General features: G+C 54.0%; 21 protein-coding genes, 1 other RNA gene and 1 other annotated feature. Of the genes, 11 read left to right on the top strand and 11 right to left on the bottom strand.

Annotated features, from left to right (window positions below):
• The first annotated feature begins 27 nt into the window (after window positions 1-27).
• Window positions 28-987: a tRNA glutamyl-Q(34) synthetase GluQRS gene (gene gluQRS, locus DV520_RS08210; protein WP_117142427.1), complete on the top strand. Its 960-nt coding sequence runs from the start codon at window positions 28-30 to the stop codon at window positions 985-987.
• On the opposite strand, the gene DV520_RS08205 is transcribed toward gluQRS, so the two are convergent.
• The 5 genes from DV520_RS08205 to DV520_RS08185 all read right to left on the bottom strand — a co-directional run bounded on the left by DV520_RS08205 (window position 984) and on the right by DV520_RS08185 (window position 4,197).
• Window positions 984-1,700, bottom strand: coding sequence for a sigma-70 family RNA polymerase sigma factor (locus tag DV520_RS08205; protein ID WP_021920534.1), 717 nt, complete (start codon window positions 1,698-1,700; stop codon window positions 984-986). The genes gluQRS and DV520_RS08205 overlap by 4 nt on opposite strands.
• Window positions 1,697-2,140, bottom strand: a complete 444-nt coding sequence (gene spoIIAB / locus DV520_RS08200) for an anti-sigma F factor (RefSeq protein ID WP_423240915.1) — start codon at window positions 2,138-2,140, stop codon at window positions 1,697-1,699. The genes DV520_RS08205 and spoIIAB overlap by 4 nt, the downstream gene beginning before the upstream one ends.
• A gap of 25 nt (window positions 2,141-2,165) precedes the next feature.
• The gene (locus DV520_RS08195) at window positions 2,166-2,471 is read right to left on the bottom strand and encodes an STAS domain-containing protein (RefSeq protein WP_021920532.1); all 306 of its coding nucleotides are present in this window, start codon (window positions 2,469-2,471) and stop codon (window positions 2,166-2,168) included.
• Window positions 2,472-2,748: 277 nt separating this feature from the next.
• Window positions 2,749-3,492 (bottom strand): S-layer homology domain-containing protein, encoded by a 744-nt coding sequence (locus tag DV520_RS08190; protein WP_117142410.1) that lies wholly within the window; start codon window positions 3,490-3,492, stop codon window positions 2,749-2,751.
• A gap of 45 nt (window positions 3,493-3,537) precedes the next feature.
• Window positions 3,538-4,197, bottom strand: a complete 660-nt coding sequence (locus tag DV520_RS08185; protein WP_021920530.1) for a hypothetical protein — start codon at window positions 4,195-4,197, stop codon at window positions 3,538-3,540.
• A gap of 245 nt (window positions 4,198-4,442) precedes the next feature.
• Between DV520_RS08185 and DV520_RS08180 the strand changes: the two genes are divergently transcribed.
• On the top strand, window positions 4,443-4,688 hold the full coding sequence (locus DV520_RS08180; protein ID WP_117142409.1) for a hypothetical protein: 246 nt from the start codon (window positions 4,443-4,445) through the stop codon (window positions 4,686-4,688).
• 45 nt (window positions 4,689-4,733) lie between these two features.
• Here the strand turns inward: DV520_RS08180 and DV520_RS08175 are convergent, their stop codons facing one another.
• Window positions 4,734-7,388, bottom strand: coding sequence for a valine--tRNA ligase (locus tag DV520_RS08175; RefSeq protein WP_117142408.1), 2,655 nt, complete (start codon window positions 7,386-7,388; stop codon window positions 4,734-4,736).
• A gap of 89 nt (window positions 7,389-7,477) precedes the next feature.
• Window positions 7,478-8,005, bottom strand: a complete 528-nt coding sequence (locus tag DV520_RS08170) for a YcxB family protein (protein WP_021920528.1) — start codon at window positions 8,003-8,005, stop codon at window positions 7,478-7,480.
• A 55-nt stretch (window positions 8,006-8,060) separates the two neighbouring features.
• Window positions 8,061-8,277, bottom strand: a binding site (T-box leader).
• 159 nt (window positions 8,278-8,436) lie between these two features.
• Between DV520_RS08170 and DV520_RS08165 the strand changes: the two genes are divergently transcribed.
• Window positions 8,437-9,264, top strand: a complete 828-nt coding sequence (locus DV520_RS08165) for an arylamine N-acetyltransferase family protein (RefSeq protein ID WP_165850074.1) — start codon at window positions 8,437-8,439, stop codon at window positions 9,262-9,264.
• Here DV520_RS08165 and DV520_RS08160 read toward each other — a convergent pair.
• Window positions 9,234-10,226: a tRNA dihydrouridine synthase gene (locus DV520_RS08160; protein ID WP_117142406.1), complete on the bottom strand. Its 993-nt coding sequence runs from the start codon at window positions 10,224-10,226 to the stop codon at window positions 9,234-9,236. The two genes, DV520_RS08165 and DV520_RS08160, sit on opposite strands and share 31 nt — an antisense overlap.
• A 167-nt stretch (window positions 10,227-10,393) precedes the next feature.
• On the opposite strand from DV520_RS08160, the gene DV520_RS08155 reads away from it, so the two are divergent.
• Window positions 10,394-10,672, top strand: coding sequence for a hypothetical protein (locus DV520_RS08155; RefSeq protein WP_021920525.1), 279 nt, complete (start codon window positions 10,394-10,396; stop codon window positions 10,670-10,672).
• 199 nt (window positions 10,673-10,871) lie between these two features.
• On the opposite strand, the gene DV520_RS08150 is transcribed toward DV520_RS08155, so the two are convergent.
• The gene (locus DV520_RS08150) at window positions 10,872-11,765 is read right to left on the bottom strand and encodes a C40 family peptidase (RefSeq protein ID WP_117142405.1); all 894 of its coding nucleotides are present in this window, start codon (window positions 11,763-11,765) and stop codon (window positions 10,872-10,874) included.
• Between the two features lie 29 nt (window positions 11,766-11,794).
• A complete protein-coding gene (locus DV520_RS08145; RefSeq protein ID WP_021920523.1) occupies window positions 11,795-12,085 on the bottom strand; it encodes a hypothetical protein in 291 nt (96 codons plus the stop codon).
• 257 nt (window positions 12,086-12,342) lie between these two features.
• On the opposite strand from DV520_RS08145, the gene smpB reads away from it, so the two are divergent.
• From smpB to DV520_RS08120, 5 genes are all read left to right on the top strand, one after another.
• Complete coding sequence (smpB, locus tag DV520_RS08140) at window positions 12,343-12,804, top strand: SsrA-binding protein SmpB (RefSeq protein WP_021920522.1); 462 nt, start codon at window positions 12,343-12,345, stop codon at window positions 12,802-12,804.
• Window positions 12,805-12,843: 39 nt separating this feature from the next.
• A complete protein-coding gene (locus DV520_RS08135; RefSeq protein WP_021920521.1) occupies window positions 12,844-13,365 on the top strand; it encodes a peptidylprolyl isomerase in 522 nt (173 codons plus the stop codon).
• 138 nt (window positions 13,366-13,503) lie between these two features.
• Window positions 13,504-13,852, top strand: a transfer-messenger RNA (tmRNA) gene (gene ssrA, locus DV520_RS08130).
• Between the two features lie 376 nt (window positions 13,853-14,228).
• Window positions 14,229-15,053, top strand: a complete 825-nt coding sequence (locus DV520_RS08125) for a DNA adenine methylase (protein WP_117142426.1) — start codon at window positions 14,229-14,231, stop codon at window positions 15,051-15,053.
• Between the two features lie 13 nt (window positions 15,054-15,066).
• Window positions 15,067-17,361, top strand: coding sequence for a DGQHR domain-containing protein (locus DV520_RS08120; protein ID WP_205727608.1), 2,295 nt, complete (start codon window positions 15,067-15,069; stop codon window positions 17,359-17,361).
• Window positions 17,362-17,648: 287 nt separating this feature from the next.
• On the opposite strand, the gene DV520_RS08115 is transcribed toward DV520_RS08120, so the two are convergent.
• On the bottom strand, window positions 17,649-19,064 hold the full coding sequence (locus tag DV520_RS08115; protein WP_133308844.1) for a hypothetical protein: 1,416 nt from the start codon (window positions 19,062-19,064) through the stop codon (window positions 17,649-17,651).
• A gap of 226 nt (window positions 19,065-19,290) precedes the next feature.
• Between DV520_RS08115 and DV520_RS08110 the strand changes: the two genes are divergently transcribed.
• Window positions 19,291-22,314, top strand: coding sequence for a helicase associated domain-containing protein (locus tag DV520_RS08110; protein WP_165850073.1), 3,024 nt, complete (start codon window positions 19,291-19,293; stop codon window positions 22,312-22,314).
• 289 nt (window positions 22,315-22,603) lie between these two features.
• Window positions 22,604-23,449 carry a tyrosine-type recombinase/integrase gene (locus DV520_RS08105; protein ID WP_117142402.1) on the top strand — a complete coding sequence of 282 codons (846 nt, stop codon included), beginning with the start codon at window positions 22,604-22,606 and terminating at the stop codon, window positions 23,447-23,449.
• Window positions 23,450-23,464: the final 15 nt, after the last annotated feature.

Genomic DNA, 23,464 nt, shown 5'->3' with positions numbered 1-23,464 from the left:
GGGAAAATGCAGCGGGAGGAGAATACCATGGCAACCAATGCAACGGTCCGGGGCCGCTTTGCCCCCAGCCCCAGCGGGAGAATGCACCTGGGGAATCTGTTTGCCGCCCTGCTGGCCTGGCTGGATGTGCGGCACCTGGGGGGAGAGCTGCTCCTGCGGATGGAGGACTTAGACCCAGACCGGTGCCGGCCGGAATATTTATCCCAACTGGCCGACGACCTAATCTGGCTGGGACTGGACTGGGACCTGGGCTGGCGGCCTGGGGAGACGGCCTATTGTCAGAGCTGCCGGACCCCGTTCTACCAGGCGGCGTTTAAAACGCTGGCCAGCCGGGGGCTGGTCTATCCCTGCTATTGCAGCCGGAAGGAGCGTTTGGCCGCCTCGGCCCCCCACGCCGCCGACGGCGCCCGAATTTATTCCGGCCGGTGCCGCCGCCTCTCGGCCCAAGAAAAAACCGCCCTCCAAGAGAGCGGCCGTTCTCCCGCCTGGCGCGTCCAGGTGCCGGGAGAGATCATTTCCTTTGTGGATGAGGTGTTTGGCCCCCAGCAGGAGAGGCTGGACCGGGACTGCGGGGACTTTATTCTCCGGCGGTCCGATGGGATTTACGCCTATCAGCTGGCGGTGGCGGAGGACGACGGACGGATGGGGGTGACCCGGGTGGTGCGGGGATGGGACCTCCTCTCCTCCACCCCCCGGCAGATTTGGCTGCTGGAACAGCTGGGCTACTCCGTCCCGACCTATTGCCATGTTCCCCTGCTCAAAAGTCCCGCAGGGCGGCGCCTGTCCAAACGGGACCGGGATCTGGACATGGGCTATCTGCGGGCGCATACCACCCCGGAAAAACTGGTGGGGCTTCTGGCCTATCTCGCAGGGCTGATTCCCCGGCCCACGGCCCTGCGCCCCTCTGACTTGGTCCCGGAATTCTCCTGGTCCAAGGTTGGGCAGGCAGACCGGATCGTGGACGATGGAATCTGGGAGGCACTCTAATCGTCACTGAGCTCCCCCCGGAGAAACAGGATGGACTTTTTCTCCAGCCGGGAGACCTGGACCTGGCTGATGCCCAAGACCTTTGCGGTTTTGTCCTGGGTGAATCCTTTGTAGTAGCGCAGGAAAATGAGCTTGCGCTCCCGCTCTGGCAGCCGGTTGATGGCGGTGTGCAGGGCCACCTTTTCCACCATGCCCTCTTCCGGGGACTCACTGCCCACCATGCCCTCCAGGGACAGACCGTTCTCCCCGGACTCAGCCTGGAGGGAGGCCACGGAGGCGACAGCCAGATCAGCCGCGGCGATGTCCTCCGGGGTGAGCCCTGTGACCTGGGCCAGCTCGGACAGGACCGGCTCCCGGCCCAGCTGGGCGGTCAGCTGGGTGCGGGCCCGGTGGATGAGCAGTGCCTGTTCCTTCCTCCCGCGGCCCACCTTGACCATGCCGTCGTCCCGGAGAAACCGCCGGATTTCCCCGGCGATCTTGGGCACGGCGTAGGTGGAGAATTGGGTGCCGAACTGGGTGTCAAACCCCTGCACCGCTTTTAGAAAGCCCAGGCAGCCCAGCTGGTAGAGGTCATCGTTGTCCACCGTCTTTCGTGTGTACCGCTTGACGATGCTCCAGATGAGCCCCAGGTTTTCTTCCACCAGACGGCCGCAGGCCTCCTTGTCCCCGGCCTGGGCGGCCTGAATGAGGGTGACGGTGTCTGGCGCGATCACACGGACCCTCCCGCCCGGATGGCGAATCGCTTGCGCATGGTGACTGTGGTCCCCTTCCCCGGGTGTGAGCGGACCTTAACAGAGTCCATGAAGCTCTCCATAATGGTAAAACCCATGCCGGAGCGCTCCTCATTGCCTGTGGTGAAGAGGGGAGCCCTGGCCTGTTCAACGTCGGCAATGCCGATGCCCCAGTCCCGGATAATGAGCTCCAGCTCGTTGCCGGGGTAAAGGCGGAGCTTGAGCTCGACCTTTCCCAAGGAGTCGGGGTAGGCGTGGACAATGGCGTTGGTCACGGCCTCGCTGACGGCGGTTTTCACATCCCCCAGCTCGTCCAAGGTGGGGTCCAGCTGGGCGGCGAAGGCGGCGGCAGCAGACCGGGCAAAGGACTCGTTGGCCGACCGGGAGGGAAAGACCAGGGAGACCTGGTTGGTGTATTTGATGGTACGCATGGATGTAGCACTCCTTTCAGGTGAGTGGAATGAGCCGCTGAAGGCCGGCGGCTCGGAGCACCCGGGCGGGCTGATCGGGCAGCCCGGTGACCTGGATGGTCCCCGCCAATTCCTCCATCCGCTGCCAGAGCCGGAGCAGGACAGCAATGCCCGAGCTGTCCATGAAGGTGATGCCGGCGCAGTCAACAATGAGCTGGCGGGGAAGCACTTCGTCGATCTCCCGCTCCAGGTCCTGCACCAGGCCTTTGACACGATGGTGGTCGATGTCCCCCGACAGGGCGACGGTGAGCATGCGGTTATGGGTGGTGTAGGCAACAGCCATAGAGAAAATCCCCTTTCTTTTGAGGGTGGTTGAAAAAGAACATCGCCGTGTACCAGCTTGTCCGGTACACGGCGATTATACTGCTTTTTGATGGAAAATATTGTCAAAGCGGGAGAGGAAAGCCCTCCTTTGGATCAATCCTGGAAGTTCTGCCCCCTTCTATGGTGGAAGTGGTGCAGAGGGGAACGGGTTGAGCCATCCCGTCAATGAGAAATCCCCAACCGGCCGTGCTTTCTGCGTGGGTCGGTTGGGGATTTTATTCCCTAACGGAGAAAGTTCACGGCTGTGTTTTCTTTTCCGTGGGCGGAGTATCAATACTATATTTGTCTTTGATCAGCGTAAGTTTATCTGTGGTGCCCGCAATGACTTTCTCCTCACGGACTACTTTTATGCTTTCCTGCCCATTGGCATCGGTGACGGTCTGGGTGGTGTAGGTGACCTCATAGGCGTTTAGGGCATTCCAAATCATCTGAGCGGCTTCATCCCGGGTTAAGACTTGGGTAGGGGACAGATTCAACCCGTCAAAGAGCTTAGCTTGTGTGGCCAGAATGGTAACGTTGGTGGACCAAGCGGCCCCAGTGAATCCCTCATAATCTGTGGAATATCCTAAGGTGACCAGCAACATTTTCGCAGCTTGAGCGGCGGTTACATGGCCGTCAGGGTGAAAACGGTCCTCACTGACCCCAGAAACGATGTCCTGGGCGTAGCAGGCGGCGATGTAAGGTGTGGCCCATCCCTGAATGTCGATGAAGCTGGTGGAGGGAGTTGTATCCAATGCGGGTTCCCGCCCTCCATTACACAGCAGACAGATCATTTTGCACATCTGTGCGCGGGTGACCTTCCCGTCCGGCCGGTAGAAACCATCCGGATATCCGCCGATGATATTCAGAGAGACACAGACGTCTACCGCCTCGGTGTTTTGAATTTGATCTTGGTCGGAAAATGTTGCGCTGGCTCCTATGGCACTAAGCATGAACAGTAAGCAGATAAAAACGCTGAGAAATCGTTTCCAATGTTTCATAAGAGAGCCCCCTTTGGACGAAAAGTGTCTCAGCTGTGGTGTATATTATCCCCCAGACATTTCCCAAGGGCTGACCCAAATTTCGCAATAGTCAGCATCTACATGAGACGCATCTGTCTTTGCCGTTGCTGTTACGGTGCTTCCATCAGTTAAGAAGACGTTACCCATCCCAGTATACATGACAAGAGTGATTGTGGTGGATGGCATGGGAGAAATGTCGGTTGTTATTGTGTGGCTTCTATCTGGGTTTTTGCCACCGCTCACGACTACAGACATTTTCTTTGCACCGAAATTAGCATAATTACCAAATTGAACAACAAGAGTAATGTAATCGGGGCCGGGGATGGTTCCACTTCCAACAAAAGTATATCCGTTGGAATTTACAGATACGTCAGTTTCTCTGGAAATCAGATCCATAACGTTACGGGCAGCATATGTGTCGGTGTCGCTGGTTTTATTAAAGGCGGCGGCTTGGATGATCTGGTCTTCCTGAGCTTTTGTGGCGCCTTCAGGAATGGTTACGCTAATGACAGAAGACTCAGGGGTGTTGTTATCAGTGCATTTAACAATTTGACACTGAATTGTTTCCCCTGCATATTCGGAGATCCTGTTGTCTTCAGGAATATTTGCTGCATTGGCGAACAACGTGGACGTCATTAAAACACAGAGGGAAAAAGCGGAACAAGCGAAACGTCGAATTTTCATTTTTCTTTCCTCCTGATTGTTGTATATTTGGCAGAGTACTGATGTGCTTGGGGAGTGGAATTGAATAGTGGCGACATGTTACATCTGCACAGGAATCACCTCCAAATTGATATTAAAATCTATATATAAATATAAACTATTAACTATGATATGTCAATAAGAATAAATAAAAGTATTATAAAAATTGTTCCTGTAATAAAAAGGTGGATACCATTTTTAGTGTAACAAATAAGAGTACAAAGGACATGGTTTATGCGGTGGACCGAATGGCGGAACGGGCAGAGAGACCAGTGGGCGGGGTGAGCCGGAACATTCAGCGGCTGACACGTGCGTGCTGGGATGCGGAAAATCGAAAAAATCTGCTTCCCTTCCTTGGCCGGGATATGCCCATCCGGGTGCCCAAAGAGCTGTTGTTTCATCTCGCTTACTATTCTCGTACGGGGATTCCCTATATAAAAGCAATGAAACACCATGCAGCCCCGCCCGTTTAAGACGGGTGGGGCTGCATAAGGGGGAAGGGAGGGATAAAACCTTGCTTACAGAGAGGCTTCCTGGGCCTCCAACTGGGCAATCAGGGCGGTGAGTTTTTCCGCCCGCTCCTTTTCCGCGGCGACAACCTGCTCCGGCGCTTTGGCCAGGAAGCCGGGGTTGTTGAGTTTGTTGCTGAGCTTTTCCAGCTCGCCTCGGTTCTTTTTCAGCTCCTTGGCGATTCGGGCCTTTTCCTTCTCCAGGTCCACCAGCTCAGCCAGGGGCATACCGATGCGGGCTGCGTGGGTGATGACGGTGACCACGCCCTTGGCGGCCTCCTCCTTGTCGCTGCCCAGACCGGCAGGGCCGGTAACGGTGACCTGGCTGGCATAACCCAGGCGTTTGAGGAAGGGAATGCCGGCGGTGAAAATATCGGCTTCCTGGGTGGCAATGGTGAGGTGTGCCTTTTTGGAGGGGGGGACGTTCATCTCGGACCGGCGGGCGCGGACGGCTTTCACGGCCTCCATGAGCATCTCCACCGCTTTCTCCTCCTGGGGGAAGGCCAGGCCGGCCTGGGCCTGGGGCCAGGACTGGAGCATGAGAAACTTCACTTGGTTGTCCGCCGCATGGGGCAGGGCCTGCCAGATTTCCTCGGTGAGGAAGGGCATGAAGGGATGCAGGAGCTTGAGCGTCTCCGTGAGCACATAGCACAGTACCCGCTGGGCCTGCTCCTTGGCGGCGAGGTCCTCCCCCTGCAGGCGGGCCTTGGTCATCTCAATGTACCAGTCGCAATAGGTGTCCCAGATAAAGTCGTAAATCTTCTGGGCGGCCACCCCCAGCTCGTAGTGGTCCATGTTTTCGGTGACTTCCGCGATGACGGTGTTGAGCTTGGAGAGAATCCACTTATCTTCCAGCTCCAGCTTCTCCGGCAGGGCATTGTCCTCGATGGTCAGGTTCATCATCAGGAAGCGAGAGGCATTCCAAATCTTATTGGCAAAGTTTCGCATGGCCTCGCACCGCTCCGTGTAAAAGCGCATGTCGTTGCCGGGGGAGTTGCCGGTGACCAGGTTAAAGCGCAGGGCATCGGCGCCGTATTTCTCCGCCATTTCCAAGGGGTCAATGCCGTTGCCCAGGGACTTGGACATCTTCCGCCCCTGGTCGTCCCGGACCAGGCCGTGGATGAAAACGGTGTGGAAGGGGGTCTGTTTGGTCTGCTCACAGCCGGAGAAGATCATCCGGGCCACCCAGAAAAAGATGATGTCATAACCGGTGACCAGCACGTCAGTGGGGTAGAAATAGTCCAAATCCTGGGTTTTCTCCGGCCAGCCCAGGGTGGAGAAGGGCCACAGCGCGGAGGAGAACCAGGTGTCCAGCACGTCAGGGTCCCGCTGGATATGGGCCGAGCCGCACTGGGCGCAGACGGTGGGATCGGTGCGGGAGACGGTCATGTGGCCGCAGTCGTCGCAGTACCACACGGGAATCTGATGCCCCCACCACAGCTGCCGGGAGATGCACCAGTCGTGGACGTTTTCCATCCAGTTAAGATAGGTCTTGGAGAAGCGGTCGGGGACAAACTTGGTCTCTCCTTCCTCCACCACCCGGATGGCCTCCTTGGCCAGGGGGGCCATCTTCACGAACCACTGGGCGGAGATGATGGGCTCCACGTCGTTGTGGCAGCGGTAGCAGGTCCCCACGTTGTGGGAGTAGTCCTCCACCTTTTCCATGAGCCCCAGCGCCTCCATATCGGCCACCACGGCCTTCCGGGCGGCGTAGCGGTCCATTCCTTCATACTTGCCGCCGTTGGCGTTGACCACCCCGTTGTCGTCCAGCACCCGGATGGTGTCCAGATTGTGGCGCAGGCCCACCTCAAAGTCGTTGGGGTCGTGGGCGGGGGTCATCTTCACGCAGCCAGTGCCGAAGTCCATCTCCACATACTCGTCGGCCACAATGGGGATCTCCCGGTTCATCAGGGGCAGAAGGCAGGTCTTTCCCACCAGATGCTGGTACCGGGTGTCATTGGGGTTTACCGCCACGCCGGTGTCGCCCATCATGGTCTCAGGCCGGGTGGTGGCCACCACCAGATAGCCGGACCCGTCAGACAGGGGATAGCGCATGTGCCACAGGTGACCGGGCTTGTCCACATACTCTACCTCGGCGTCGGACAGAGCGGTGACGCAGTGGGGGCACCAGTTGATGATCCGGCTGCCCTTGTAGATGAGACCTTTCTCATAGAGCTCACAGAAGGTCTCCCGCACTGCCTTGGAGCAGCCCTCATCCATGGTGAACCGGGCCCGGTCCCAGTCGCAGGAGGCGCCCATTTTTTTCTGCTGGGCCACAATGCGGTCGCCGTACATGGCCTTCCAGTCCCAGACCCGCTCCAGGAATTTCTCCCGGCCCAGGTCATAGCGGGTCAGGCCCTCCTTCACCCGGAGCTCCTCCTCCACCTTGATCTGGGTGGCGATGCCGGCGTGGTCGGTGCCCGGGACCCACAGGGCGGCATATCCCTGCATTCGCTTAAAGCGGATGAGGATGTCCTGCAGGGTGCAGTCCATGGCGTGGCCCATGTGGAGCTGGCCGGTGACGTTGGGGGGAGGCATGACGATGGTATAGGGCTTCTTTTTGGCATCCCGGACGCCGGCGAAGCACTTGTTTTCCTCCCATTGCTGATAAATTCGGCCTTCCACCTCATGGGGGTCGTAGACCTTGGACAGTTCTTTTCTCATAGTGGTTTCTCCTCCATCACGTTGCAGCATTCCGGTTCTCTGGCACCGGAAGCGGATTTCTTTTCTGGGTTTTGGGGGATTGTTTCCCCTTAGAACTCTTGGATCGGCAGCTGGGTGTGCTGGCCGATGAAGGCTTTGAAGGACATTGCGTCTCCGGTGGTGAAGCCGGCCTTGTCCAGAATGATGCCGTGGCTCATGTCGAAAAAGATGACGTACCAGTTCTGGTCGGATACCACGGCGAAAGCCTGCTCATAGGAGTACCGGGTGATGCCGGCCTCGGTGTTGCAGATGATTTCCTCCTCATCAAATTCATAGGTGCACTCCCGCATCCCCCGGGGGAGCTGCCGCTGGGAGGAGCGTAGCTGGAAATTCTTCCAGGAGATGGCCACCAGCAGCAAAATCACGCCGTACAGCAGCAGCAGGCTGCCCACCAGGTTTTGGTGGGGATAGCAGTAAGCGCCGCCCACCAGGCCCACCACGCCCAGCAGCCAGCACAGGCTTTTGGTCCGGCGGGATTTTTCCTTTCGGACACTGGCCTCCGCCAGCCGGTTCAGGGCGGAGAGGGCCTTGATGTCATAGGTGGTGTGATTGACAAAGGGATACAATGACTCGTTCATAAACAACCTCCTTTTCCCGGGTCAAGGGAACAAAAAAACCCTGATCCCCATGGGGGCTCAGGGCGAATCGTTTCCGCGGTACCACCTGAATTCGGACGGGCAGGGCGCCGTCCGCGCTCGTTTTCCCGTAACGGGGGAATGCCGTCCTGCCGTACTGTGGTTCCGGCAGGCAGCTCCGGGACGACCTTCCGCGCCGCTGGGGGGAGACTTGCACCGCCGTCTCCTCTCTGGGCCCCGCACTGCCGCGTACTCCTTCCCATCCTTGCCTTTGCTACATTAAAAAATAGTATAAGAAAACCCGGGGAAGTTGTCAAGGGGAGGGGAAAATTTTTCCCGAAGAAACGGCAGAAAGGGCCGGGACCGGTTGCCGGCCCCCCCGGGCTTGTGCTATGATGGGGAAAACGGCTGCCTTGCCAGAGAGAAGGGGAACCATGGAGCTCAATGCCCGCAACGGTCCGAAGATGACGGAAGAACAGATCACAGCCTACCTGGCCCGGATTGGGATTTCCAGCCCGGTGCCCCTGACTTTGGAGGGGTTGGGCAAACTCCAAATGGCCCACAGACTGACGGTGCCTTTTGAAAACCTGGATATTGTGGCTGGACGCCCCCTATCCCTGGAGCTGCCCCATCTGTATGATAAAATTGTTCGGCGCCGCCAGGGCGGTGTGTGCGCGGAACTGAACACGTTGTATAACTGGCTGCTCTACTCCTTGGGGTTTCAGGTGACCAGCTACAATGCCCGGATGCTCTCGCCGGACACCTATCTCTTCCGCCGTCACCGGATTTTGGCGGTGCGGCTGGCGGGTGGGACATATACCACAGACGTGGGCTTTGCCACGGAGAATGCCCGTGTGCCCCTTTTGCTGGCGGAAGGGGTGGTGCAGCGGGACGGGCACTGCACCTATCGGTATCAGCAAGAGGAATTTTACGGCTGGGTTCAGTGCCAGCGCCGGCCGGGGCATGACTGGGAGCGGATTCAGGCCTTTACCCTGGAACCCCAGATCGACCGGGATTTTGATCCGGTGCTCTTCTTTTTTGAAAAGAGCCCGGCCTCCAATATGAACCAGTTCCCCCGCCCCTCCCTCTATACGCCGGAGGGGATGCTGGCCCTCCGCAGGCATGTTTTTCAGGTGGAGCGTCAGGGGCTGGTGGTACAGGCCACCCCCACCACGCCGGCGGAGGAGCTACGGCTGATTCGGGAGGTATTTCATCTGGACCCGGCGGGGATTTACGAGGATGCCCCGGCGGAGGGGAAGTGAGCCCCGGGGAGCAGGTCCTGGTCCCGGAAAAGGGACTGGGCGGCAAAGGTGTAGTCGGTGAGGGTTTTGGCTTTCCGCATGGCCTTGAGGGGCTTCTCCGGTGCGGGGAAGAGGCGGGCCCAATAGGACCAGAGCTCCTTCATCTTGCCCAGTACAGGCCAGTCCCCGGAGAGGACGGATTGATACCCGTCCAGCAGACGGTCATGGAACGCCTGCAGCTCTGCCTTGGTGAGGGGCGGCCCGCCCTGCAGCTGGCGGCCCAGAGCGGGGTTGCAGACCAGACCACGGCCTGCCATGAGGCGGTCAACCGAGGGGAACTGGCGGGCTAAGTCCCAACAGTCCTGGGGAGAGAACAGGTCCCCGTTGTAGCACAACGGCAGGCGGCTGTGTGCCACGGCGTAGGTGAAGGCCTCCCGCCGGGGCTGTCCCCGGTAGAAGTCCCGGCGGAGGCGGGGATGGATGATGAGTTCACAGATGGGATAGCGTTGGAACAGATCCAGCAGAGGGGGCCACTCCTCCAGATTTTCCACCCCAATCCGGGTTTTGATGGAAATATTTACGTCCAGGGTCTGGAAAATTTGGTCCAGGAAACGTGCCAGCGCCTGAGGCTGGCTGAGAAAGCCGGCGCCCTTCTTTTTGGCCACCACTGTGCCCGAGGGACAGCCTAAGTTCAGGTTCACCTCTTTGTAGCCCAAGTCCTGGAGCAGCCGGGCCGAGGCGATGAAATCCTCTGCCCGGTTGGTGAGAAGCTGGGGCACCACCGGGACCCCGCGGTTGTGGTCGGGGTGCATGTCCCGCAGCCCCCTGCCAGTGAGGGGACTGTCCGCGGTGGGGGCGAAGAAGGGGGTATAATACCGGGAGAGCCCGGGAAACATGGCATGGTGAACCTGCCGGAATATCCAGCCGGTGATGCCCTCCAGCGGGGCGAAGGACAGCGGGGGCAGCGTGTGTGGATCAGTCATGGGAACCTCCCGTAGGGTAGTCTGCATATAGTATACAGGGAGATTAGGCCGGTGGGCAAGGGGAATTTTCCGCCCAGCGGCTCCGCCCCTTGCGAAAGAGACTCGGAATGGGTATAATAGAAGAAGCAGAAAGGATATGTTACATCCCACCAAAGGAGGCAGCAATCATGGCAGAATGGAAAGAGTTGGGCAATAAGGCGAAAAACCTCACGTTAGCCGGCCTGGGCAAGGCCCGGGACCTGGGGCAGAGTGCCAAGCTGAACTTGGATAATGTTTCGGAAGAGGAGAACAGAAAACGGATCTACGTGGAGATCGGAAAACGGTTCGTGTCCGAGCACGCCACAGCGCCGGAGGGATATGAAACCTTTTACCGTCAGCTGGAAGAGGTGGAGGGCCGCATTGAAGCCAACAAGGCCCGGCTGAACCAGCTCAAGGACGAGGGTTGAACATCAGAAAACAGAGGAGGGGAGCACCCATTGGGTGCTTCTCTCTATTTGTTACAGAGGAATGAAAGAAAAGTATGCCGCCAAATCATAGCAGCTGCTTTTACTCAGCTGGGAAGAGTGGCGGGAGAGCACAGACAAAACCCGGTGCACTTAAAGTGCACCGGGTTTTCAACCGTGAATCGCTCTTGTGCCGCCGCGCTCAAAGAATCCGACGGGCGGCGAAATAGTTGTCCATGTAGTAGCTGGTGTCCAGACTGCTGATCTTGACCCCGTCCTGGGGGGTGGAAGCGTGGACAATGTTGTTGTCTCCGATGTAAAGGCCCACATGGGTGGGGTACTGTCCGTTGGTGGAGAAAAACACCAGGTCGCCCTGCTGTAAATCCTCTTTGGAAATGGCCACCCCGTTCTTCACCTGATCCCGGGAGGACCGGTTCAGGGTGTAGCCAAACTGGGAATACACATAATAAGTAAAGCCGGAGCAGTCAAAGGTATTGGGCCCGGCTGTGCCGTAGACGTAGGGATAGCCCACATACTGAAGGGCATACTCTACGATTTCCTGTCCCAGCGGGTTGGGAGAGATGTCGCTCCCGTCGCCATCGGGCTTGGTAACCGTGTCGTTGTCCTGGACAACCACAAACTCGGCCGAAACATAGCCGGTGCGCCCATTGCAGAGAATCTGGTACCAGCCGTTGGTCTTGCCGGTGATGGGGAACCGGTCTCCGTCATAGACGGAACAGAGAATGCCGTAGTTGGTACCCGGGCCCTGACGGACCCGCAGCGGGTCGCCGCCGGCATTGATGCAGGCGTAGTTCTCCGCCTGAGCGGCCACAGCGGAGATGGTGGCGCTGTGCTCCTTGCCGTTGGCATCCTGATAGACGACCTCAATCTCCCCCGTTGCCTGACTGGGGTCCACCGGAACAGGGCTGTCATTGGCGGAGACCGACTGGCTGGCGGAGTTGGGGGCGGGGTCCCGGTCCACCCGGATGGCGGTGGAGCTGCCGTCTGCCGGCGCGGCAAAGGCGGGGATGGACAGGGCCGAAGCGGCCAGCAGGCCCATGGCGAGAACCCGGGGGGCAAATTTTACGTGGTTCATTGGTATCTACCTCCATTCTGAGGGGGTGGTCAGCGAGCGGCCAGCGCCCGTTCCAGCCAGACGGAGGCGATGTCAATGGCGGCGTACAAACTGTCTTTCTCGCTGCGTTTGACGACCCGGTCCCGGCCCTTCAGGTCGGGGGCGGTGAGCTGCAGCTGGATGCTGACCTTGGTGGCTACGTTCATGTCTCCCACGGGCTTGGTGTCCATGATCTGGAGCAGAATGATGTGGGAGTCTGCCATGTCGCCGTAATAGATCAGATTGTCCTTCCGGCGCAGGGGATGACCTTTATACATCAGGGGGATCTTTTCGTTTGCCATAAAAACCTCCGTCATCGCATAGAATGGGGGAAACCGCCCTGTCGATTCCCAGGCGGACCGGGGGATGGACAGACGCTTCCCAATACAAATGTAACCAAATTGTAACACATCTGGCCGGCCTTGTCAAATTTCATTCTGTAAACAATGTTTGAACAAAGGGGAAGATCCGTCTGGGCACTTGACAGACAGGGGAGAATGAAGGATAATAAACATCTACCATCCCCGCTGTTTTGTGGGGCGGAGAGGAGGTGCCCGTTTTGGCTGGAGAGGGCAGAAAGCAGATTGCTGGGAACCGGAAAGCTTTCCATGATTATTTTGTGGAGGATAAATATGAGGCGGGCATCGAGTTGGCGGGGACAGAAGTCAAATCCATTCGGATGGGGAATGTCAACCTGAAGGATGCCTTTTGCACCATCAAGGATGGGCAAATGACTCTCAATGGGATGCATGTGAGCCCCTACGAAAAGGGCAATATTTTCAACCGGGAACCCCGCCGCCCCCGCCGCCTTCTGATGCACAAGCGGGAGATCCTGCGGCTTTTCGCAAAGATCAAGCAGGACGGTTATACATTGGTTCCTCTGAGCCTTTACTTCAAAGGCCCCCGGGTCAAGGTGGAGATCGGCCTGTGTAAGGGCAAAAAGCTCTATGACAAACGAGAGGCTGCGGCCAAGAAGGATGCCAAACGGGAGATGGACCGGGCCCTGAAGCAGCGGCGCTGACCGGCAAACCTTACTATGACATAAAAGGAGAGCAGAACTATGGCACAGAATCCCATTGTTACCATTGAAATGGAGGACGGCGGTAAAATCGTCGCGGAACTGTACCCTGAAATGGCCCCCATCAGTGTAAATAATTTTATCAGCTTGGTGAAGAAAGGGTTTTATGACGGACTGATTTTCCACCGGGTGATTTCCGGCTTTATGATCCAGGGAGGCGATCCCCAGGGCGTGGGCATCGGCGGCCCCGGTTACTGCATCAAAGGGGAGTTTTCCGCCAACGGGGTGAAGAATCCTCTCAGCCATAAGCGGGGGGTCCTCTCCATGGCTCGGGCCCAGGCGATGGATTCTGCCGGGAGCCAGTTCTTCATTATGCACGCTGATGGCGAGTTCCTGGATGGGCAGTATGCCGCGTTCGGCATGGTGACCGAGGGCATGGACGTGGTGGACCGCATCGCGGCCACCAAAACCGGCCTGAACGACAAACCCAAGGCCGACCAGCGGATGAAAAAGGTTACGGTGGAAACCTTCGGTGTGGAGTACCCTGAGCCGGAAAAAATGTAAGTGACCAACGGTTTCGCAGCCAAACCGTTCCCGGGGAGCCAGGGGCCGATATATAGCCCCTGGTCTCCCGGCGAGGTGTCGGGGAAGAGACACCTCTGCCTGTGCTGAACCAATGGGCTTGTTGCAAAGCCTCAATCTGGGGGCGTACTGGTTTCGACGGGGACATGGGTGCGGGAATAGCGGGCGGATGGGCCTGTCATCCGAAAAACGGGCAACTTATAAATTAAAGAACAACGACAACGAAGTTCTCGCCGCTGCTTGATCAGCGGCCGTCCAACCCGGAAGGACCACGAGCCGGACTTGGGCGTGATCTAAGTGGTGCACGTGACTGGAGTAAGCTTTGCCTCCAGCATGCACAATGAAGCTACCAACCCATGAAGCATGACGGCTTGCGTCATGGCACGGGAATGTAAATAACCGTCTGCGCCCGGAGAGGTTCCCGAGGAAGTGTTTTCGGACGGGGGTTCAACTCCCCCCGCCTCCACCAATTGACCCTTAAGTGAACTCACTTCCTTAAGGTCAATATCAAAGTGACCGTCTTGTGTATTACACAGGACGGTCATTTTTTTATCGTAGAGGTAGATTTTATTGACATCAGTCCCTGATAATACTTTGGGTCATTGATGTCCCCTAAATTATCTGTCACTGTTTCATTTTAGGATTTATCTCGACGAGCGGTTATACGCTGCTAATGTTTTCCTTGAATGTAGTATGATTTCTCATATATGGGAATAGGTGAAGACGACTTAAAATAAATATTGTCATTTTAGAAAGATATTGATATAATATAACATGTCGTTTTTTAGTATTTCCGAGAATTTTTGGTCGAAATGATAGTATCCTTTCAGATGGGTGATGCTTTAATGGCAGATAAACGGAACATATATCCAAAACCTTTCTTGAGATGGGCAGGAGGAAAGTCGTGGTTAATAAAATATTTGGATTCTATCGTCGGAGATTATAAATTCAATTGTTATCACGAACCTTTTCTGGGCGGTGGTTCAATATTTTTTTATTTTGCTTCAAAGATGAATACTGCCTATTTATCTGACTTTAATAATGAACTTATTGATACATACAGTGCAATTAAAAATGACCCAGATGGTGTAATTTTACATTTAGAGAAATATGTAAATACTGCGGAAGAATACTATCGAATTCGAGCCTTGCGTCCAGAGACTCTTATTGAGGCTGCAGCGAGATTTATTTATTTAAATCAGACATCATTTAATGGAATTTATCGTGTTAATACAAAAGGTGAATATAATGTTCCTTATGGAAATAGAACAAAAGATTTTATTGAAGCAGATAAATTGAGAGCAGCATCAAAAATGCTGCAATCTGCTATATTGCAAGCAGAGGACTTCGATTGTGTTAGAATAAATGTTGCTCCTGGTGATTTGGTATTTCTGGACCCGCCATATACGGTTTCACATAATCACAATGGCTTCATCAAATATAATCAAAAGTTGTTTTCTCTCGAAGATCAATACAGGCTCAAGGCTTTAATCGATTTTATTAAAAAGAAAGGTGCTTATTATATTCTAACAAACGCTGCACATGCCACAATCTATGAGATTTTTTATGAAAAAGATGATCGATGCTTGGAATTAAGTAGAGCAAGTTTGATTGGTGGCGAAAACGCAAAACGTGGAAAAATTCAAGAATATATTTTTACGAACCTTTAGGGGGCTTTGAAATATGGGCTTTATGGACAAGCTTGTGTCTGGTAAAGAATTGATAGGGGTCAAAAAACGTCGCAGCCAGTCATATATATTTGAAAAATTTGAATATGAGCTCCAGGAGAAACGAGAAAGCGAGGGGTGGATTGTCGACAAGGAACTAAAGTCGATGGTTCGTATGAAACGTCCCAAGCCTTTAGATAGGCAATTTGAGGATGATGTCTGGTGTCTGTTTTCTAACCTCGGTTTTTCTTATATGAATAAGGATAGACGTCTGGAAATTCCATATGGAACAGAAGATTTGAATACCACTAAGCAAATTGATGTGTTTGCTGCGGATGAGGAGACCGTCCTTTTTATAGAATGTAAATGTGCTTTTTCTGGGAAAAAAGGAGATTTTAAAACTGACCTTGAGGCGATCAAAGGAATTAAAGAAGGTCTATTTAAGACCGTTCGACGGGAAAAAGAGTTTAAGAAGAAAAAAGTAAAATATATTTTTGCTACGAAAAATTATGAGATAACCGAGCCTGATCGAAACCGTATGAGAGACCTGGGGATCTATCACTTTGATGAATACGGTATAAAATACTTTGCGGAACTTGCAAAGCATTTGGGGGCTTGTGCAAGATACCAACTTTTGGGGACACTTTTTGCAGGGCAAAAAATTGGAACAATGGAGAATAGAATTCCTGCCATTGAAGGCCAAATGGGGGGGCACACATATTATTCATTTTCCATTGAGCCTGAGAAACTTTTAAAGTTAGCCTATGTTTTACATCGTAACGAGGCAAATAGTGATATGATGCCTACGTATCAGCGAATTATAAAGAAGCAAAGATTGAAGGAAATTAGGAAGTTTATTGATAATAAAGGTTTTTTTCCTAATTCCTTAATCATTAGTATTGATACCAACGGAAAAAAGCTGCGGTTTGATCTTGCTACACCTCAGATTGAAAATGCTATTTCTCGTATTGGCATTCTTTACTTGCCTCAATTGTATCGCTCTGTTTATATTATTGATGGACAGCACCGTTTGTACGGATATGCTGACTCTGCGTACGCAGGGAAGGATACCATTCCAGTGGTTGCTTTTGTTAATTTAGATAAAGATAAACAGGTAGAGCTGTTTATGGAAATTAATGAAAATCAAAAAGCGGTTTCTAAAAATCTCCAAAATACGTTAAATGCGGATTTGCTGTGGACGTCTGAGGATAAAAATAAGCAAAGGAAGGCACTTCGATTAAATATTGCCCAGCGATTGGGTGAGTTACAATCATCTCCATTTTTTAACAGAGTCATAATAGGAGAGAATGAGACTTCTGCTTATTGCTGCCTGACGATTGATACCATTGAAAATGCGTTAAAATCAACACATTTTTTAACGCGTTTTGGAAAGGACAATCATGAAATAGAAGCTGGTACATTTGATCGCGGGAGTAACGATGTTACGCGTGGTGTTTTGTTACCATTTCTCATGGAAGCTTTCCAATATTTCAAAAATGAACTACCAGAGGAATGGGAACTCGGAGATGCTAATTCTGGCGTTCTTACAATTAATAATACTATCCATGCACTTCTTCGCATTCTAAATGATATAATTGATTTTCTCATTGAAAGAGATAAAATCAATCCTAAAATTATGGATACAAGAGTTCTTTTGGAAAAGGTTGAACCTTACTTGGCCCCCCTTGTGTCTTATTTTGGCTCTATAAATGAGACAGAGAGGGAAGGAATCCGTAAAAATTATGGTAGTGGAGGCAAAGCGCGAGTTTGGCGTACTTTCCAGTCAGTTATTAACGAGGCACAACCAGAATTTGAACCAGATGGCCTTAGAGCGTGGATTCGCGATAATTCAAAGCAATTCAATGCAGAGTCCTATACGCTGATACAAGACATTGAACTCATAATTAAATCTGACTTTGCCGATAAGCTCCAGAAAAAGTACGGAGAAAAATGGCTTACACGTGGGATTCCGCCGAGAGTTTATAAACAAGCGAATGCATTAATGGGAAAACAAAATTATGAAAACAGCATCAACGGTATAAATAAAGTTGTAGATATATGGGATTGTGTTACCATTGCAAACTGCAGAGATATTGCTATTTTTAGTTCCAACTGGACAGAACTATTTGAGAATAGCTATACTCGGCCCGAGGAGATATCGATAAGAGGAGGAAAGACGGCAAAAACAGCGTGGATTGCAAAATTTGCAACGATTGCGAATAACAGTAATGCAAGCTATAGTTTTTCAGAAGAAGAGTATTTATTCCTGAAGGCAATTCATTCTTGGCTAAATCATAGAACCTTATCTTAATTGTTTTGATGAAATCAATACGATAGCTGCCCACCAGGATATAGTGATAACTGGTAGGGCAGCTTGTCTCGTTTATAGATAAAGGTCCAAAAATTTTTTTAGATATACATCAAACAAGAGTCTGGATATACAATAAAAGATCAGCAATCGTATAAAGGATATTGATTTTAACCGCCTCTTTTCAATAAAAAGCTGCGTTTCAACCTGCAATCTGAGGTTAAAACGCAGCTTTTTATAAAAATAGCAAAAAGGAGAAGAAAGGGATACCCGCTCAGATAGCCCACTTCTCACAACGCATGTTCAGAGCTGTTAGATACCACTTCCAGTTGGGAAAATGAGATGTTTCTGGCGTTCGACGTATGAGTGTAGTCTTTAAGGTCGTATATTTTGTGAACCTTGAATCTGACCGTGTCGCCCACCTTGCACCGGGCCTCTTTCTGATCCCAATCTGCCAGCCAATGGTTTTCTCCGGAAACCGGTTCCTCTTTCAGGAGAGACGTGGGCAGGAGACCGTCAATCTGGTAAAAGTGATCCCCTCGGAAGCGATTGTAAAATATGCGTTTGATGTCCGCCACATAAAAATCTTGCCGAAAACAGATCGGGGTTCGCTCCTGGGGCAGATGGTCCGGGGAATCATATGGGTCCGGCTCTTCCTTCCGTGGTGCCTGGTCCCAATGTTCTTCCAGGTATCGAATTTGAGGGGCAAAGGTTTGCGTGCAAAGCTCGGTGCTTAGGTGTCGGATGAGCTCCCGCTGCGTGTATAGGGGCAGCACAGAGGCGTCATAGAGATAGTCCACAAAAAACGTGTGTGGGGCAGCATCTCCAAAGTCCATGCGGCGCATCTGAAGGGTGTGGCCCTTAGGAAGGTCATGGGAGAGCGCACGGACCCTTTCATTCAGCAGACAGGCGATTGCGGCATGGAGTTTGCAGAGGGACGCATGCTGCGATGTCAACAGGACGCGGCAGCCCATGCAGTCCAGCCAGAGGGAAGCGGTTTGCAATTGCATGCCCAGGGCCTCGGCCTTGGAAATGGCGCGTGTTTCCTCGGGGCTCCAGTTCTCGTTGTCCTCCGCTTCAGCAGGGACATTTAGAACCGCGCTTTGGCGGGGGGCTGTGGATGGAATTGTTTTGTCCGAGTGGCTTAGCCGGGAAAGAACTTGTTTCAGTGTGGCCTGGAGCTCCTGGGACAAGGTTTGATTCCAGTCAACATCCATGCGGTTATATTGCAGGTATCTCAGATGACGGTAGTCGGAAGGGACATCCTTGGCTTCGGCGGTGAGGAGGATGACCTCCTTTTTCAGCGCGTGAGCGATGCCCAGTTCATAGTTGACGTTTGGGTTTCGCCCTGTGACATCTGCCAGGATGACCTTGGCGTGGTGGATGGATTGGGTGATATCCCGTATGATCGGCTGATTGTCGTAGATTTCATCCGCGCGTAAGGGGGATAAACCCTGCGACTGGATCGCTGGAACATATACTTTTTCATAGAGATCATCAAAGCCAATGCCAAAAGGCATGATAACAAAACAGATGTTGTCCATATAATCATCTCTCTTCTGAAATGGTATTGCTATTTTAATAATTATAGCAAAAAAGAAGGAAAAAGGGAACCTGCTATGTTTTCTCTCCGAAGAACTGTTTTTATAGAAGAACTGCGCCGCCTGATGAGGTCCTTCTCTGTGAAAGGAGAGAAAGTTGCTCATTTTTGAAGAACGAAGATGGAAAGAAACTTGACGTATCCGCTCAGATATAACAAAATGACAATGAAATGACGTGTTAAACATGTTTCAAATGGGAGGCTGTTATGAGATGGGAGGTGTGGTCACCATATATTCAAGAGAGCTTTGAGCCGGGGGTGAAAACGAAGTCCTTCCAGAGGGAAACGATTCAGGGAGAGTCTGCTGAGAAGTTGGAGAGGAGGTGGTCCTTTTGGCGTTGTCAGCTAAAGACCAGCGGGAGCGGGATTGGCTGGCATTTTACTGCCTTGCGGAACAATACCGACGGGAACACGGGGATCTCTTGGTCCCCAATGACTATGTCTGCCAAGGAAAACGCCTTGGAGCCTGGATTGGCACCCAGCGTATGGAATACAAAAGCCGTACCAATCTGCGGTTTACCCAGGCGCGGGTGGATCTACTCAATGCCATTGGTATGGTCTGGGATGTCAGGCAGTTTCAGTGGAACAGAATGTACCAGGCATTGGAACGGTATCTGCAAAAGCATGGCACGGCGCGGGTCCCTCAGTCCTATGTCACAGAGGAGGGGGTCAAGCTGGGAATCTGGCTAAACAAGGTTCGCATGGAGTACAAACGGGGACGCTTGTCCCAGGCGCGACAGGCCCAGTTAGAGGCCCTGGGCGTGGTTTGGGAGCCAGAAGTTCTGCGCAGGGAGAGCTGGGAGCATTTTTTTGCGCTGCTGGAGGACTATGTTGTTTGTAACGGGACATTTCCGCCTGCCACGTACCAAACGGAGGCTGGCGTGAAGCTGGGGATTTGGCTGTCCAATCAGAAACAGGACAGAAAAAACGGAGCACTTGCACCTGACCGCCTTCAGAAGCTGGAGGCTCTGGGGGTGATATGGGATGTGCCGGAGCAGGCGTGGATGGACCGCTACCGACAGGCAGAGGCATATTTTCAGTGTCATGGGCACCTTTGCCCTTACCAGAGACGGAATGCGCCCTTGCCCGCAGGGCTTTCCCAGTGGCTGACTGCCCAGCGAAAAGCCAAGCAGGCCGGAAAGCTATCGCCGGAAAAGAGCCGTATGCTGGAGTCTGTTGGCATGATCTGGGACGTGTACCAATCCCTTTGGGAGACGGCCTACCAGCAGGCGGAAGCATACGTTCAGCGCCACGGGCATTTGCGGGTCTCCAAGGACAGTGGGCCGGACCAGTTTTTAGGGCGCTGGATCAGCACCCAGCGAAAAAACTACAAAAAGGGGGTCCTGAACGAGGAACGGACCCGAAAGCTGGAGACCCTTGGAATGGTGTGGGATGCCGGGGTAGATTCGGAAGAGCTGTGGGAACAGTGGTTTCGAAAAGCCTCTGCGTATTATGCGGCCCACGGGCATCTCAATCCCATGGAGGGAGAGTTGCGTACTTGGGTGCTGGCCCAGCGGGCGGCAAAGAAAGGAAAGCGCGGCTGCTTGACAGAAGCACAAATCCAACGGCTGGAAGGGATTGGTATGGTCTGGGAGCCGCTCACCGACCAGTGGCAGGAGATGTATCAGCATGCCAAGGCGTATTATCAGGTCCATCAGATGCTCAATGTTCCCTGCAATTATAGCACGGAGACGGGGGTGCGGCTGGGACACTGGATTGCCCGGCAGCGGCGGTGCTATAAAAACTTTCTGGCCGGGAAGGAGGGCCAGGGCATTGGCACCATAACGCCAGAGCGCATTGCTCAGCTCAACGAACTGGGTATGATCTGGGATGGAACCCAGGCCACGGCAAAGACCTCTTTTCGGGAAAAGGCGCTCCTTTTCTATCTGAAGAAACCGTTTCCTGATGTTGTGAAAGTTTCCCAATGGCAGGCGGTGGGAGTGGAGTTGGACCTCTATATTCCCTCCCTTCGAATCGCCATAGAATACGATGGATACCAATGGCATCACAACAAGCTGGCGCTGGATGAGCGAAAAGGGGAAATCTGCCGCCGCTTTGGCATTCGCCTGATCCGCATACGAGAGCCCGGCTTGCCTCAGGCCTCCCGGTGTGAACGAGTGATTGTGCTGGATGATTCGGGAGAGGCGGCTTTTGCGGAAGCCATCTGTACGTTGTTTCGCTGGCTGAACCTCCCTGATCCCGCGCCGGATATCGCCCGGGACCGCCCAGCCATTCTGGAAACCTACCGGGATGTTACGGCCAGGGCTTGGGATCAGAGCTATCAGGCGGTTTATCGTTATCACCGTAGACACGGTACCCTCTCTATCCCCGCCGATTTGACCAGTCCCTCCGGGGTTAATTTGGCCGGCTGGCTCCATTCCCAGCGGGAGGCCTACCGCAGCAATGAGCTCACGGCCCTGCAAATTCAGAAGCTGGAGGCCCTTGGCATGCAGTGGGCCCCCTTTGAGGCGCGCTGGCAACGGATGTATCAGCTGGTAGCGGCCTATGCCCAGCGCCACGGGGACCTGCGGATTCCCCATGATTATGTCACAGAGGAGCATGTGCGCCTGGGGTCCTGGTTGGCCCATCAGCGTGAGCTGTACCGCAAGCAGGCGCTGACGCCCCAGCGTGTCAACCGATTGGAGCAGCTGGGGATCTGCTGGGCGCCCAACCAGTCCAGGCGGCAGGAATATCTGCAGGCTGCCCAGGCCTATCATCAGGCGACGGGAGGACTGGATATCCCAGCGGATTGTACCACGGAGACGGGGCTGCGCCTTGGTGCTTGGCTGGCAAACCAGAGGAAACGGTATCGGGCGGGGACACTGAGCTCCCGGCGGATTCGCGAATTGGAGGCGTTGGGGGTCCAGTGGGAGCCGCCGTCACCGGACCGATGGGAGGAGATGTTCTCCCTGGCCCGTGCCTATTATCAGGACCACGGACATCTTCGCATTGGGGTCAGTTATGTCACCGAGGACGGACGTGCATTGGGACGATGGATTGCCCAGCAGCGCCGGAAATTTCGCAGAGGTGCCGGGGAGGGGGTGCGCACGGCACAGGAACACCAAAAACACAGGCTGGACGAGATCGGAATGGTATGGGACCCGTATTGGGAACGATGGTGGGAGAAATACCAGGTGGCAAAGACCTACTACCAGGCCCATGGCCATCTGAACCTCCCTGTGAACTATGTCACGGAGGAGGGAGTCAAATTGGGCATGTGGCTGTCCTCCCAGCGGCAGGCCATGCGGGGGAATCCCAATTTCCTCATGACGCCGGAGCGGAAGGCGCTGTTGGATCAGATTGGAATGCATTGGACCCTCCGGCGGATGAATCCGAATGCCCGGCGGCGGCCATAATATCGGAACTTTTGCCCAGGAAAAAACCGGCGGTTAAGCTTGACCGCCGGTTTTTTCTATGGATGCATCTGGCCTTCCCTTGCAAGTGCCAGAGAATGTGCCTGGACAAAAGTGTTTCAAAATGATAATATTGTGAAAAATTTTGAGAAAGTGCACTGGGAGGGAGCCTGTAAAGAGTGAAGGGGAAAAACTGGCGGGGCGAAAGCCCCGCTTTTTGACGCAAAAAACAGGCATACTATTTCCTAAGTCAGAAAAATGAAAAAGAGCACCTTGCGAAGGAGGATTTTCTATGAAAAGGCGTGTCATGAGGCAAGAGGATGTTGCGGAATTCTGCCGGTATTTGCAGGGGGAGGAACGGAGCCAGGGGACCATCGAAACATACCGCCGGGAGATCAGGGCGTTTGCGGCCACGCTGCCGGAGAATCGCGTGGTTACCAAGGAGGTGGTGGTGGCCTGGAAAGAGACCCTGGCAAAGCGGTACGCGGTGAGCACGGTCAACGGGAAACTGGCGGCACTCAACGGCCTATTTTCCTTCCTGGGATGGCGGGAGTGCCGGGTGAAGCCTCTGCGGCGGCAGCGGGAATTGTTCCGGGATAAGGGACGGGAACTGGACAAGGGGGAGTATCTCCGCCTGCTCGCTGCGGCCAAGAGGAGGGAGAACTGGCGGCTGTACTATCTCATGGAGACTCTGGCCTCTACGGGGATGCGGGTGTCGGAGCTGCGTTTCGTCACAGTGCAGGCGCTGGCCGCCGGCCGGGTGCGGGTGGACTGTAAGGGGAAACACCGCACGATCTTTTTGACAGCCAAGCTGTGCAGGGCTTTAGGGAATTACTGCCGGCGGCAGAAGAGAACGTCGGGGCCGGTCTTTGTCACCCGGACCGGGCGGCCTGTGGACCGTTCCAACATCTGGCGGGAGATGCGGGCCCTCAGCACCCAGGCGGGGGTGGGGGAGAGAAAGGTGTTTCCCCACAACTTCCGGCATTTGTTTGCCCGGGCGTTTTACAGCCTGGAGAAGGATATGGCAAAGCTGGCGGACCTTTTGGGACACGCCAGCGTAGAGACGACTCGAATCTATATTATGGAGAGCGGTGCGGAGCATAAACGCCAAGTAGAACGGCTGGGATTGGTCATTTAACAACAAAATTCTGAT

It is taken from the genome of Evtepia gabavorous, from assembly GCF_003425665.1.
GTDB classification, from domain to species: domain Bacteria; phylum Bacillota; class Clostridia; order Oscillospirales; family Oscillospiraceae; genus Evtepia; species Evtepia gabavorous.
Note: the sequence above shows the minus strand (reverse complement) of the source record. Positions and strands in the feature narration are given on the sequence as shown.

Coding starts and splice junctions, on each gene's coding strand:
- gluQRS (WP_117142427.1), top strand. CDS start 28: ATGGCAACCAATGCAACGGTCCGGGGCCGCTTTGCCCCCAGCCCCAGC.
- DV520_RS08195 (WP_021920532.1), bottom strand. CDS start 2,471: ATGGCTGTTGCCTACACCACCCATAACCGCATGCTCACCGTCGCCCTG.
- DV520_RS08190 (WP_117142410.1), bottom strand. CDS start 3,492: ATGAAACATTGGAAACGATTTCTCAGCGTTTTTATCTGCTTACTGTTC.
- DV520_RS08185 (WP_021920530.1), bottom strand. CDS start 4,197: ATGAAAATTCGACGTTTCGCTTGTTCCGCTTTTTCCCTCTGTGTTTTA.
- DV520_RS08180 (WP_117142409.1), top strand. CDS start 4,443: ATGGTTTATGCGGTGGACCGAATGGCGGAACGGGCAGAGAGACCAGTG.
- DV520_RS08175 (WP_117142408.1), bottom strand. CDS start 7,388: ATGAGAAAAGAACTGTCCAAGGTCTACGACCCCCATGAGGTGGAAGGC.
- DV520_RS08170 (WP_021920528.1), bottom strand. CDS start 8,005: ATGAACGAGTCATTGTATCCCTTTGTCAATCACACCACCTATGACATC.
- DV520_RS08165 (WP_165850074.1), top strand. CDS start 8,437: ATGGAGCTCAATGCCCGCAACGGTCCGAAGATGACGGAAGAACAGATC.
- DV520_RS08160 (WP_117142406.1), bottom strand. CDS start 10,226: ATGACTGATCCACACACGCTGCCCCCGCTGTCCTTCGCCCCGCTGGAG.
- DV520_RS08155 (WP_021920525.1), top strand. CDS start 10,394: ATGGCAGAATGGAAAGAGTTGGGCAATAAGGCGAAAAACCTCACGTTA.
- DV520_RS08150 (WP_117142405.1), bottom strand. CDS start 11,765: ATGAACCACGTAAAATTTGCCCCCCGGGTTCTCGCCATGGGCCTGCTG.
- DV520_RS08145 (WP_021920523.1), bottom strand. CDS start 12,085: ATGGCAAACGAAAAGATCCCCCTGATGTATAAAGGTCATCCCCTGCGC.
- DV520_RS08135 (WP_021920521.1), top strand. CDS start 12,844: ATGGCACAGAATCCCATTGTTACCATTGAAATGGAGGACGGCGGTAAA.
- DV520_RS08125 (WP_117142426.1), top strand. CDS start 14,229: ATGGCAGATAAACGGAACATATATCCAAAACCTTTCTTGAGATGGGCA.
- DV520_RS08120 (WP_205727608.1), top strand. CDS start 15,067: ATGGGCTTTATGGACAAGCTTGTGTCTGGTAAAGAATTGATAGGGGTC.
- DV520_RS08115 (WP_133308844.1), bottom strand. CDS start 19,064: ATGAGCAACTTTCTCTCCTTTCACAGAGAAGGACCTCATCAGGCGGCG.
- DV520_RS08105 (WP_117142402.1), top strand. CDS start 22,604: ATGAAAAGGCGTGTCATGAGGCAAGAGGATGTTGCGGAATTCTGCCGG.